This window comes from Rhodanobacter sp. L36, from assembly GCF_009765755.1.
GTDB lineage: Bacteria > Pseudomonadota > Gammaproteobacteria > Xanthomonadales > Rhodanobacteraceae > Rhodanobacter.
This window is the reverse complement of the sequence record NZ_LMUV01000002.1, coordinates 487,608-500,659: the sequence shown is the minus strand read 5'-3', so window position 1 is coordinate 500,659 and position 13,052 is coordinate 487,608. Positions and strand designations below refer to the sequence as shown.

General features: G+C 64.6%; 7 protein-coding genes. 4 read left to right on the top strand and 3 right to left on the bottom strand.

Annotation, left to right across the window (positions count from 1 at the left end):
• Positions 1–6: 6 nt before the first annotated feature.
• The 3 genes from GSQ73_RS02165 to GSQ73_RS02155 form a co-directional block, all read right to left on the bottom strand.
• The gene (locus tag GSQ73_RS02165) at positions 7–1,290 is read right to left on the bottom strand and encodes an NAD(P)/FAD-dependent oxidoreductase (protein ID WP_158880549.1); all 1,284 of its coding nucleotides are present in this window, start codon (positions 1,288–1,290) and stop codon (positions 7–9) included.
• 109 nt (positions 1,291–1,399) lie between these two features.
• Entirely contained in the window at positions 1,400–2,782 is a 1,383-nt protein-coding gene (locus GSQ73_RS02160; RefSeq protein WP_158880547.1) for a S41 family peptidase, read from the bottom strand.
• Between the two features lie 128 nt (positions 2,783–2,910).
• Positions 2,911–4,149 (bottom strand): peptidoglycan DD-metalloendopeptidase family protein, encoded by a 1,239-nt coding sequence (locus tag GSQ73_RS02155; RefSeq protein WP_158880545.1) that lies wholly within the window; start codon positions 4,147–4,149, stop codon positions 2,911–2,913.
• A gap of 308 nt (positions 4,150–4,457) precedes the next feature.
• On the opposite strand from GSQ73_RS02155, the gene gltB reads away from it, so the two are divergent.
• The 4 genes from gltB to ligB all read left to right on the top strand — a co-directional run bounded on the left by gltB (position 4,458) and on the right by ligB (position 13,038).
• On the top strand, positions 4,458–8,915 hold the full coding sequence (gltB, locus tag GSQ73_RS02150) for a glutamate synthase large subunit (protein ID WP_158880543.1): 4,458 nt from the start codon (positions 4,458–4,460) through the stop codon (positions 8,913–8,915).
• Entirely contained in the window at positions 8,912–10,366 is a 1,455-nt protein-coding gene (locus GSQ73_RS02145) for an FAD-dependent oxidoreductase (protein WP_158880541.1), read from the top strand. The genes gltB and GSQ73_RS02145 overlap by 4 nt, the downstream gene beginning before the upstream one ends.
• A gap of 80 nt (positions 10,367–10,446) precedes the next feature.
• The gene (locus GSQ73_RS02140) at positions 10,447–11,220 is read left to right on the top strand and encodes an NRDE family protein (protein ID WP_158880539.1); all 774 of its coding nucleotides are present in this window, start codon (positions 10,447–10,449) and stop codon (positions 11,218–11,220) included.
• Positions 11,221–11,343: 123 nt separating this feature from the next.
• The gene (gene ligB, locus GSQ73_RS02135) at positions 11,344–13,038 is read left to right on the top strand and encodes an NAD-dependent DNA ligase LigB (RefSeq protein WP_158880537.1); all 1,695 of its coding nucleotides are present in this window, start codon (positions 11,344–11,346) and stop codon (positions 13,036–13,038) included.
• Positions 13,039–13,052: the final 14 nt, after the last annotated feature.

Sequence of the window (13,052 nt, the reverse complement as noted above, 5' to 3'; positions counted from 1 at the left end):
GGCGCGTCAGTCCGGCGTGTCTTCGCCGCTGACGATGCGTGCGCTGCGCTGATGCGTGAAGTACGCCCAGCCCCAGTCGAGCATCACCACCAGCCGGTTGCGGAAGCCGATCAGGAAAAAGATGTGCGCCAGCAGCCACACGGCCCATGCAATGAAGCCGGACAATTTCATCTTGCCGAATTGCGCGACGGCCGCCATCCGGCCGATGGTGGCGAGCGAGCCGTCGTCGTGATAACGGAAGGCGCGCGTGTCGTCGCCATCCTGCAGGCGCGCGCGAATGATCGCGCCGACATGCGCGCCCATCTGTTTCGCTGCCGGCGCCACGCCGGGCACGGGTGATCCGTCCTCTTGCATGACGCTGGCGAGATCGCCGATCACGAATACATCCGGATGTCCCGGCATGCTCAGATCCGGACGCACCTGCACGCGGCCGGCGCGATCCAGCGGCGCGTCAAGCATGTGCCCCACCGGTGACGCCGCCACACCCGCTGCCCACAAGACGGTGCGCGCGCGAAGACGACGTTCGCCCAGCCTCACGCCTTCGGCATCGATCGCCGTTACCGCCACGCCGGTATGCACTTCCACACCAAGGTGTTCGAGCTGTGTGCGCGCTTTTTCCGAAAGTGCCGGATCGTAGGCGGACAGCAATCGCGGGCCGGCTTCGATCAAGCGCACCGATGCGCGGCGTGGATCGCTGCGACGGAAATCGCGCGGCAACGTATGCCGCGCCAGTTCGATCAAGGTACCCGCCAGTTCGACGCCGGTTGGACCACCGCCGACCACGATGAAGTTGAGCCACGACTGGCGATGTTCCGCATCGGCTTCGCGTTCCGCGCGCTCGAACGCGAGCAGTACGCGACGGCGGATCAGGAAGGCATCGTCGAGCGTCTTCAACCCCGGCGCAAACGGCTCCCAGTCGTCGTGGCCGAAATACGAATGCGTGGCGCCGGTGGCGACCACCAGAAAATCGTAGTGAAGCTCGCCGTGCATCAGCTGGACGCGCCGGCCGCCGACGTCGACGCCGGTGACTTCGTCGAGCAAGACGGTGACGTTGGACTGGCGTCGAAGAATCTCTCGCAGCGGCGCGGAGATCGACGGCGCCGCGAGGCTTGCCGTCGCCACCTGATACAGCAGTGGTTGAAACAGATGATGGTTGCGCCGATCCACCAGAGTGATGCGCGCGGCACTTTTCGCCAGTTTTCTGGCGACGGCCAGACCGCCGAAGCCTCCGCCGAGAATCACGACGTGCGGTAATGCGCCAGCGTCTTTGCCCGTGTCGATGGACGTCATGCGATTCGACCTGCAGAGATCATCCAATCGGGATGAGTGGCGGCATCCTATCTGCATCCATCGGCACACGGCGTCAACGCGCCGTCAGCAATGCCGAATGTGCAGAGTCTCAGCGTCGCGTCGGGCTCTGTCCCAGCGCCATGCCCTTGAGCACGTTCAACGCTTGCGACAGCGCGTAGTCGCTGGTGGCGAGTTTGCCGCTGGCGCTGCTGCCGTCGTCGTTGATGTCGTCGCCCTTGGCGTGTTCGTTGGCCAGATGGTTTGGCAGATCCGCTTCGGAGCTGATCAGGCTGGGGCCGCTGTCGGCCTTGTTCACGGTGAGGTCGGCGAGCGCGATGTCGGGCTTGATGCCCTCGGCCTGGATCGAGGTGCCGTTGGGCGTGTAGTAGCGCGCGGTGGTGATCTTCACGGCGTGCTCCGCATCCAGCGGCAGCACGGTCTGCACCACGCCCTTGCCAAAAGTGCGCTGGCCCATGATCAGCGCGCGATGGTTGTCCTTGAGCGCGCCGGAAACGATTTCCGCCGCGGACGCGGTGCCGTTGTTGGTGAGCACGATGAGTGGCGCACCGTTGAGCTGGTCACCCGGATGCGCATTGAAGCTCATGTTGGAATCGGGCAGGCGACCGCGCGTGGTGACGATGACGCCGGAGCTCAGGAAGTCGTCGCTGATGCCGACCGCTGCGGTGAGCAGGCCACCGGGGTTGTTGCGCAGGTCGAGTACCGCGCCTTTCTGTGCGCCGTTCTTCGCGATCAGGTCGGCGAGTTTCTTCTCCATGTCGCCAGCGGTGTCTTCCTGGAACTGGGTGACGCGGATATACGCGAAGCCGGGTTCGAGTTCGCGCACCTTGATGCTGGTGACGGCGATGTTCTCGCGCACCAGATTCAGGTCGATCAGCTTGTCGCTGTTCTGGTGCACGATGGTCAGCGCGATCTTGCTGCCGGGCTTGCCACGCAATTCCTTGAACATGTCGTCGACGTTCTGCGGATCGATCACCGTGCCGTTGATCTTGACGATGGTGTCGCCGGCCTTGATACCGGCGCGTGCGGCTGGCGTGTCGTCGATCGGCGACACGATCTGCAAGCCGCCATCGGTCTGCAGCACTTCGATGCCCAGGCCGCTGTACTGGCCGGTGGTGTCTTCGTCGAGCTGTTGCAGGCCTTCCTTGTCGAGATATTCGCTGTGCGGATCGAGGCCGCTGAGCATGCCGGTGATCGCGGCCTTCATCAGTGTCTTGTTGTCGACTTTTTCCACGTATGCCTGACGCACCAGCGCATACACGCGGCTGAAATTGCGGATGTCGTCGATGTCCACCTGGTCGGTGCTGGCGGCGCTGGCCGGGACGCTGGCAGTCGATGCGGATGCAGGCAGTTCGGGTGGCGCGGCGGAACTCGCTGCAGCCGCAGGCGCGGTCTGCGCCGATGCGAAGGGCGCGGCCAGCATCAGCGGAACGGTCAGCAGCAGGCCGAGCGGGCTGCGGGTGGAAAAACGCATGTTCAGAACTCCGTGCGACAGGCGGGCGCCGGGAAGAGCGCGGCAGCATGGGGATAACGTGGGACAACGGGACGCGTGCGGAAATTCACCGGCATCGCAGACTAGCCTGCGATGCCGCATGGCGCACGTCAACGACGGCTGAGCCAGCTGCGCGGATCGACCGGCTTGTTGTCCTGGCGAAGCTCGAAATACACGCCGGTATTGACGCCGGTCGGCGCGCTCGCCGTGCCGATCGCCTGGCCGGCCTCGACCTGATCGCCAACGCCCTGCAGCAGCGTTTCGTTGTTGCCGTACATGCTCATCCAGCCGTTGCCGTGATTGACGATCAGCAGCATGCCGTAGCCGCGCAGGAAGCCCGCGTAGATCACGCGACCGCGTGCCACGGCGTGGATTTCGCTGCCGCCGCCGGCCTTGATCAGCACGCCATTGCCATAGCTGTTGACCACGCCGCTGGCGGGCCAGGGCAGGTTGCCGCGAATGTTTGCCGAGGCTTTGCCCACCTCGATTTCCGGCGGCGGCAAGCGATGTCCGGGATGCTTGCGGATCGCGGCCTCGCGCGCCGCCTTGTCGCGTGCTGCCGCTTCGCGGGCGGCATCGTCAATCGCTTTCTGCAGCTTGTCGACCAGGCTGTTGAGCGATTGCGCGTTTTGTTTCATCGCCGCGAGCCGCTGCGCCTGATCCTTGTATTGCGCGTCGGTGGCGCTGGCGAGTTTCTGCTGCGCGGCGCGTTGCTGGGCCAGCGTTTTGGTCTGCTTCTCGCGTTGCGTGCGTGTCGCCTCGAGCGCCTGTCGTTCGGCGGTGATCGCATTTTCGAGATCCTGCAATTTCGCCAGGTCGGCCATCAGTTGCTGCACGCGCTGCACGCGGTCCTGCTGGAAATATTTGGAATAGACCAGCGCGCGCGAAACACGGGCCACATCCTCGTCGCCCAGCAGCAGGCGCAGGTCCGAACCGTGGCCGAGCGCATATGTGGCGCGCAGGAGATCGGCGATCGCCGCGCGTTGCGTATCCAGTTTCGCCTGCAGATCGGAGCGTTGCTGTTCCAACTGTTCGAGCTGTTTCTGCTTCGCGCCCAGTTCGACATCGGTCTGGCGCACCGCGCGCGCGGCGCTGGCCAGCGCGTTGGCCTGCTTCGCCAGTTCCGCGTTGGCGCTGTCGCGGCGTTCCGCCGTTTCGGACTGCTGTTTCGCCAGCGCCTCCATCTTGCTGCGCAGGTCGGCAAGTTTCTCTCTGGCCTGCGCCTGCTCGGTGCGGCTGCCGGCGTCCTGGTGGGCTTGAGCCGGCCACGGCGCGATGCCGCCTGTCAGGACGAAGGCGGTGAGCAGGCCGATGACGGCAAGGCGGGCAACGCGGGTGGTATGGGGCATGCGCCGATTATCACCGAGCCGGCGCGCCGGCGCGAGCGACGCGGCGCGCGAGGAATGCGATAACGGCGGGCGCTGGCGGCGATCGCTCGATGGGACGACATCCTGAGCCGGACTTCGAAGTGGTATGCAATCTCTCGCTCGTCCCGGGTTCGCATCATGCATTGAGACGCAAAGACGTATAGCCGTCCAAACGCATTTTTTGACGCGACGCAGCAGTTGTGGTTTAGTCAGGCATACCCGCATGCCATGCCGGTGCTTATTGCGCCGCAGGCCGCGTGCACTCCCGAACATCCACTGCCGGAGCCATGATGGCGCAGCCAGACCTACGCACGTTGTACGACCCGTCGTTCGAGCATGACAGCTGCGGCTTCGGGCTCGTCGCGCAGATCGACGGGCGCGCGAGCGCGAGTCTGGTCGATACCGCGTTCTCCGCACTGGCAAAACTTTCCCATCGCGGCGGCGTCAACGCCGACGGCATCAGCGGCGACGGTTGCGGCGTGCTGATCCATCGTCCTGAATCGTGGTTGCGCGCGCTGGCCGGGCAGAGCGGCATCGCGCTGGCCGCGCGTTTTGCCGCGGGTCTGGTGTTTCTCGATCGTACGGACAGCGAAACCGCAGCGATTGAATTCGAGCGGCACATTGCAGAAGCGGGCCTCGAGCTTGCCGGCTGGCGCGATATCGTCATTGATCAGGACGCCTGCGGGCCGCTCGCCAGCGCCACGTGCCCGCGCGTGCGCCAGGTATTCGTCGACGCGCCGGAAGGCATGGACGATGCCGCATTCGAGCGCGCGCTGTTCCGTGCACGTCGCCGCGCGGAAACAGCGCTGGAAAGCGATGCGCAGTTTTACATCGTGACGTTTTCGGCGCAGGTGATCGGTTACAAGGCGATGGCCGCGCCGGGCCGGCTGCGCGATGTGTTTGCCGACTTGCGTCATCCGTCGTTGGCGAGCGACGCCGTGGTGTTCCACCAGCGCTTCTCCACCAACACCACGCCGCAGTGGCGACTGGCGCAGCCGTTCCGCCTGCTCGCGCACAACGGCGAGATCAACACCATTCGCGGCAACCGTCGCTGGATGCAGGCGCGCGAAGCCGTACTGCGTTCGCCGCTGGTCGACCTCAGCGACATCGGCCCATTGGTGCGCCAGACCGGATCCGATTCGGAGAGCCTCGACAACGCACTGGATGTGCTGCTCGCCGGTGGCCTGGACATGCTCACCGCGATGCGCGTGCTGGTGCCGCCGGCGTATGCGGCGCGCGAAGATCTGGATGAAGACCTGGCCGGTTTCTACGAGTACTACGCGTTGCACAGCGAACCGTGGGACGGGCCGGCGGGACTGGTGATGTGCGATGGCCGCTACGCCGTATGCACGCTGGATCGCAACGGCCTGCGTCCCGCGCGTTGGGCACTGTCCGACGACAATCATCTGATCGTTGCTTCCGAAGCAGGCCTGTGGGACGTGCCGCCATCGCGCGTGGTTGCGAAAGGCCGGCTCGGGCCGGGCCAGATGCTGGCGGTGGATTTCCAGCAGAAGCGTTTGCTGCACGACGCCGACATCGACGCGATCAATCGCAGCCGCGCGCCGTTTCGCGACTGGCTGCGCGCGGGCGTGAGCTACCTCGAATCCGACCTCATCGATCCCAGTCTCGCCGCCGAGCCGTTGCCGGCGAACGAATTGCGTCGATGTCAAAAGCTCTACGGTCTGAGCCGCGAGGAACGCGAAAGCGTGCTCAAGGTGATCGCTGAAACCGAGGCGGAAGCCACCGGTTCGATGGGCGACGACACGCCGATGGCGGTGATGTCGCGGCAGATTCGTCCGCTGTTCGATCGCTTTCGCGAGGGTTTCGCGCAGGTCACCAATCCGCCGATCGATCCGCTGCGCGAGCGGCTGGTGATGTCGCTGGTCACGCAGATCGGCCAGGAAGGCAACCTGTTTGAACTGGCCGCGGAAAACGCGAAGCAGATTTTGCTCAACTCGCCGATTTGTTCACAGCGCAAGTTGCGCCAGATCCTCGCACTGCCGCAGTTCGCCGACGCCACGGTCAACATCGATCTTTGTTACCCGCTCGGTGAAGGGCTCGAAGCCGCGCTGCGTCGTTTCTGTCGAGAGGCGGAGCAGGGTGTTCGTGCCGGCGCTGGCATGGTGTTCATCACCGATCGCTATCCGAAGCGTGAGACGTTGCCCGCGCATGCGTTACTGGCAGTGGGCGCGATCCACGCGCACCTGATCGAAACCGGCCTGCGTTGCCAGTGCAATTTGCTGGTGGAAACCGCGACGGCGCGTGACGCACACCAGTTCGCGTGCCTGATCGGTTTCGGCGCCACCGCGATCTATCCGTGGCTTGCGTATCAAAGTCTTTTCGAACTCGGCCGCGATGGCTACATCAAGCGCGGCGATGGCGAGCCGCGCGAGATCGGTCGCAGTTATCGGCGCGGCATCCGCAAGGGGTTGCTGAAAATCCTCTCGAAGATGGGCATCTCCACGGTGGCCGGTTATCGCGGTGCGCAGCTGTTCGAGATCGTCGGGCTCGCGCCGGAAGTGGTTGCGCTGTGTTTTGCCGGCACGCCGTCGCGCGTCGGCGGTGCAGGTTTCGCCGAACTCGAACAGGACCAGCGCCTGCTCGCCGCCGACGCCTGGAACGAAGCGCAGCCGCTGCGTGCCGGCGGCTTGTACAAGTTCGTGCACGGCGGCGAGTACCACATGTACAACCCCGACGTGATCGACACATTGCAGACGGCGGTGCGCACCGGTTCAATGGCCGACTATCGACGCTACGCGCAACACGTGGATACCCGCCCGCCGTCCGCGTTGCGCGATCTGCTGTTGCCGCACGCTGCAGGTGCGCCGATACCGATCGAAGAAGTCGAGTCGGTCGGAGACATCCTCAAGCGATTCGATTCGGCCGGCATGTCGCTCGGCGCGCTGTCGCCGGAAGCGCACGAGGCGCTGGCGATCGCGATGAACCGGCTCGGCGCGCGCAGCAATTCCGGCGAAGGCGGCGAAGATCCCGCGCGCTACGGCACCGAGAAAATGTCGAAGATCAAACAGGTGTCGTCGGGTCGCTTCGGTGTGACCGCGGCGTACCTGATCAACGCCGAAGTGCTGCAGATAAAAATAGCGCAGGGCGCGAAACCCGGCGAAGGCGGCCAGCTGCCGGGCCACAAGGTGGACGCGACCATCGCGCGCCTGCGTTATGCGAAGCCCGGCATCGGTTTGATTTCTCCGCCGCCGCATCACGACATCTATTCGATCGAGGATCTCGCCGAACTGATCCACGATTTGAAGGAAGTGAATCCGTACGCGTTGATCTCGGTGAAGCTTGTATCGCACGCAGGCGTTGGCACGGTGGCCGCCGGCGTGGTGAAGGCGGGCGCGGACCTCATCACCGTGTCTGGCCACGACGGTGGCACCGGCGCCAGCCCGCTCACGTCGATCAAGTACGCCGGCACGCCGTGGGAGCTGGGTATGGCCGAAACGCAGCAAACCTTGCGTCGCAATGGCCTGCGTGGGCGCGTGCGGTTGCAGACCGATGGTGGCCTGAAGACCGGCCTCGACGTGGTCAAGGCCGCGATGCTCGGTGCGGAAAGTTTCGGTTTCGGCACCGGGCCGATGGTCGCGCTCGGTTGCAAATACCTGCGCATCTGCCACCTCAACAATTGCGCGACCGGTGTAGCTACGCAGAACGAAAACCTGCGCAGGGATCACTTCATCGGCCTGCCCGAAATGGTGATGAACTATTTCCGCTTCGTCGCTGAAGACGTGCGCGCGCATCTCGCGCAGCTGGGCGTGCGCAGCCTCGGTGAACTGGTCGGTCGCAACGATCTGCTGAGCCAGGCCGAAGGCAGCACGCCGGTGCAGCGGCAGCTCGACCTCTCGCGGCTTATCGTCGACGACGGACTCGGCGTCGATGTCGATTCGGCGTGTGTCATGCCGCGCAATCCGATGCGCGATCCGGCCGCGCTCGCCTCGCGCATCAGTGCCGACGCGGACGAGGCGATCACGCGAGCGCAAAGCGCCACTTTCAGTTACGACATCGCCAATACCGATCGTGCCATCGGCGCGCGCTTGTCCGGCGACATCGCTCGCCTGTATGGCGATCACGGCATGGATGCGACGCCAATCACCCTGAAGCTCGAAGGTGCGGCCGGCCAGAGTCTGGGCGCGTGGAACACCGGCGGCGTGCATATCGAACTCACCGGCGAAGCGAACGACGGCGTCGGCAAGGGCATGACCGGTGGTCGCATCGTGGTGCGTCCTTCGCCGGATTCGCCGTTCGCCAGCCAGGATGCATCGATCATCGGCAACACCTGTCTCTACGGCGCCACCGGCGGCGAACTGTTTGCCGCTGGCCGCGCGGGCGAGCGCTTTGCCGTGCGCAACTCCGGCGCGCTGGCGGTGATCGAAGGCGCCGGCGATCACTGCTGCGAATACATGACTGGTGGCGTGGTCGCCGTGCTCGGTTCATGCGGCCTGAATTTCGGCGCCGGCATGACCGGCGGCTTCGCCTACGTGCTCGACATGGAGCGCAACTTCGTCGATTGCTACAACCACGAACTCGTCGACATCGTGCGTATCTCGCCCGAAGGCATGGAGCACTACATGCAACATTTGCGCAACCTGATTGCGTTGCACATCGAGCGCACCGGCAGCGCGTGGGCAAAGAGCCTGCAAGGCGATTTCCGCGGCTTGCTGCAGCGCTTCTGGCTGGTGAAGCCGAAGGCCGCGAGCCTCGCCGCGCTCGCCGACGAATTGCGGAGAGCGGCATGAGCGACAAACTCTTCCGCTTCCTCGATTTGCCGCGGCAGCCGCCCAAGGCCGTGCCGGTGGCGATTCGCGTACTCGGTTACGGCGAAATCAGTGGCGACTTCGCACCGACTTCGGCGGTGGGCCAGGCGGAGCGTTGCATTGACTGCGGCAATCCGTATTGCGAACACGCCTGCCCGGTGCACAACTACATTCCGGACTGGCTGAAGCTGGTACAGGATGGACGGCTATTTGAAGCGGCCACCCTGATGCACGAAACGAATCCGCTACCGGAAATCTGCGGTCGCGTGTGTCCGCAGGATCGCTTGTGCGAAGGCGCGTGCACGCTGGAGCAGGGCGATTTCGGTGCGGTGACGATTGGCAGCATCGAGCGTTCGATCACCGACGAAGCGTTCCGCCAGGGCTGGCGTCCCGATCTATCCGGCGTGATCGAAACCGGCCGGCGCGTCGCGGTGGTCGGCGCCGGTCCCGCGGGTCTGTCGTGCGCCGATCGTCTCCGTCGCGCCGGCATCGCGGTGGATGTCTTCGATCGCCAGCGTGAAATCGGCGGCCTGCTCACCTTCGGCATCCCGCCGTTCAAGCTGGACAAATCGGTGGTGCGCACGCGGCGCGACGTGCTTGAAGGCATGGGCGTGACGTTTCATCTCGGCGTGGAGATCGGGCGCGACATCGCGTTCCATCAACTACTCGCCGACTACGACGCAGTGTTCGTCGGCACTGGCGCGTACACTTTCGTCGACGGCGAATTGCCGGGCAAGCAACTCGCCGGCGTGCACGATGCGCTGCCGTTCCTGATCGCCAACGTCGATCGCCTGCTCGACGATCAGCCGGTACCGCGCGCACTCGATCTCAACGGCAAGCACGTCGTCGTGCTCGGCGGCGGCGACACCGGCATGGACTGCAACCGCACCGCGATCCGCCTCGGCGCAGCTTCGGTCACCTGCGTCTATCGCCGCGACGAGGCCAACATGCCCGGCTCGCGACGCGAAGTCGCGTACAGCCGCGAAGAAGGCGTCACCTTCCTGTTCCATCGCCAGCCGCTCGCATTGCTGGGCGGCGACAGCGACGAGGACCGCGATGTCGTACGCAAGGTTCGCGTCGTCACCACTGAGCTCGTTGACGATGGCGAAGGCCGCAAGCGGCCGGCGAACGTCGCTGGCAGTGAAGTGGATCTGCGTGCGGACGTGGTGATCCAGGCGTTCGGCTTTCGCCCGAGCCCGCCGACGTGGTGCGCCGAGCACGGCATCGAACGGGATGCTGGCGGAAAAATTCTCGCCGGTGGCAGAGGGCGTCTTCCTTTCCAGACCGGTCATCCGCAGGTGTTCGCCGGCGGTGACAACATGCGCGGCGCCGATCTGGTGGTGCGTGCGGGGCATGATGGCCGCGAGGCCGCCGCGTCGATCGCGCAGATGCTAAACGAACTCTCGGTGGCTTCGCTCGAACACGTCGCCTGAGTTCGCCATCGCGTTCATCACGACAGCACGTATGCAGCCGTCGTATCGTGAGGCATCTGTCTTGCCGGTAATTTTTAGCCATGTGTCTGATCGCTTTCGCATGGAATATCCACCCGCGCTGGCGCCTCGTGCTGGCGGGTAACCGCGACGAATTCCACGCGCGTCCAAGCGCACCACTGGCGCGATGGAAAGATTCGCCGATCATCGGCGGCAGGGATATTGAAGCCGGCGGAAGCTGGCTCGGCGTGACCGATGCCGGTCGTTGTTGCGTGGTAACCAATGTGCGCGATCCACGCGATCCGCAACGCGGCACATCGCGCGGCATGCTGGTGACGCACTTCCTGCGCGGCGGGCACGACGCGACGCATCACGCGCATGGATTGCTGCGCGTTGCGGGTGATTACCGGCCGTTCAATCTGCTCACGTTCGACGCGCGCGATGCCTTCTACCTCGGCAATCGCCCCGCGTCGCACATGCAACGTGTCACCGCGGGCGTGCACGGTTTGTCGAATGCGGATTTCAATACGCCCTGGCCGAAGACGCACGCGCTGATGCGTCGCCTGCAGCAGTGGATCGACAATGGCGACAATTCCTTCGTTGCGCTGTTCGACGCGCTCGCCGACGAACAGATAGCGCCGGATGAGCACTTGCCGGATACCGGCGTCGGGCTGGAACGCGAACGCTGGTTGTCGTCTGCGTTCATTCGCGGCGAAAGCTACGGCACGCGCGCCAGCACGGTTGTCGCAATCGGACACGATGGCGTCGGTGCCATTGTGGAACGACGCTTCGGCCCGAACGGTCGCCTCGATGGTGAGACCACGCTGACATTTGGCCCGCAAGCGACCAGCGATTGATCGCGACTGCGCATGCGCCACGCGGGGTGATGCGCGTCGCCTACATGGACCGTCGGTATCGTCGCATCGCTGCGCGCGCGCAGATTATCTAGCCTGCGAGGACTGCCAAGGAAATGGAATCGCATGCGCACGGAATGGCTCAGGTGGATGATCGCCGTCATCTCTGTTTTCGAGGTCACGTTGCTGCGTGCAGCGGATTGTCCGGCGTGGCCTCGGGAAAGAGCAGCGAAGGAAATGCTCGTATTGCATGATCGCCTGGATGGCTGGAATCAGGCCTATCGCGCGGGCGGTCAATCGCCGGTCGACGATGCGGTCTACGATCAGGCGCTGAAGCAACTCGCTACATGGCGACAATGCTTTCCCGTCGGTGCGCCGCCGATGCCCACGCACCTTGGCCATGCCGGCGGCGGCGCGACCACACCGGTCGCGCAGACCGGCCTGGCCAAGTTGCCGGATGCCGCTGCGCTGCAGGCATGGATGCAGCAGCGTGACGCGAAGGATCTATGGGTACAGCCGAAGGCCGATGGTGTCGCGGTCACGCTGCTCTATCGCGATGGGATTCTGCAGCAGGCCACGAGTCGCGGCGACGGCGTGCACGGATCGGACTGGACTGCGATGGCGAAACTCATCGACGCGATTCCGAAGCATCTGCCGAATGCGCCCGGCCGCGTCGTGTTGCAGGGAGAAATCTACTGGCGCCTGCCCGACCACGTGCAGTCGAAAGACGGTGGCGTCAACGCGCGATCGGCGGTGGCCGGTGCGCTTGCGCGCGACGATCTCGATGCAACGACGGCGGCGAAGATCGGCCTGTTCGTGTGGGATTGGCCGAGCGGTCCGGCCGACATGCCCGCACGGCTGGCGGGTCTGCAGGCGATGGGTTTGAGCGACAGCGTCACGTACACGCAACGCGCCACAAGCTTCGATGACGTCCAGCGCTGGCGCGAGCAGTGGTATAGACACGCGATGCCTTTCGCCGCCGATGGCACTGTGGTTCGCCAAGGCCATCGACCACCGGCCTCGACGTGGAAAGCCGCACCACCCGCGTGGGCTGTTGCATGGAAATATCCTGCGGCCAGCGCGCTTGCCGAAGTGCTTGCGGTGACGTTCAAAGTCGGTCGTAGCGGACGCATCACGCCGGTACTCGAATTGCGGCCGGTGCAACTGGACGATCATCGCGTACAGCGCGTCAGTGTCGGCTCGCTGAAGCGTTGGAAAGAACTCGACATACGGCCGGGCGATCAGGTGGAGATTGTGCTGGCCGGGCTGACCATTCCGCGATTGCAGTCAGTCGCGTGGCGCGCCGCCGAACGCACTCCGGTCAATCCGCCCGATCCACAGATGCACGACCGTTCGAGCTGCTGGACGTACGAGCCGGATTGCGCGAAACAGTTTCGCGCGCGACTGGTCTGGCTTGGCGGCAAGCATGGACTGCAACTCGAAGGGCTGGGTGCGGATACATGGCAGTTGCTGATCGATGCGGGAGACATCCGTGAATTGCTCGACTGGATGACTCTGACGCCTGCGCAACTCGCAGCCATACCGGGTTTGGGCAAAGCGCGCGCCGCCACGGTGGCGCAGACTTTTTCGAACGCGCGACGTCAGTCATTTGCGCACTGGATTCATGCGCTCGGCTTGCCGACGGGCGGAGAAATGGAATTGACGAATTGGGCTGCGGTCAGTCATCGCGATGCAGGCGATTGGCAAACCCACGAGGGAATTGGTGCCGGTCGCGCGCAGCATCTGGTCGAGTTCTTTCACGATGCCAATGTCGTGGCGCAGGCCGCGCGATTACACAAAGCAGGCATCGAAGGTTTCTAGTGCGCGGGCGCGAT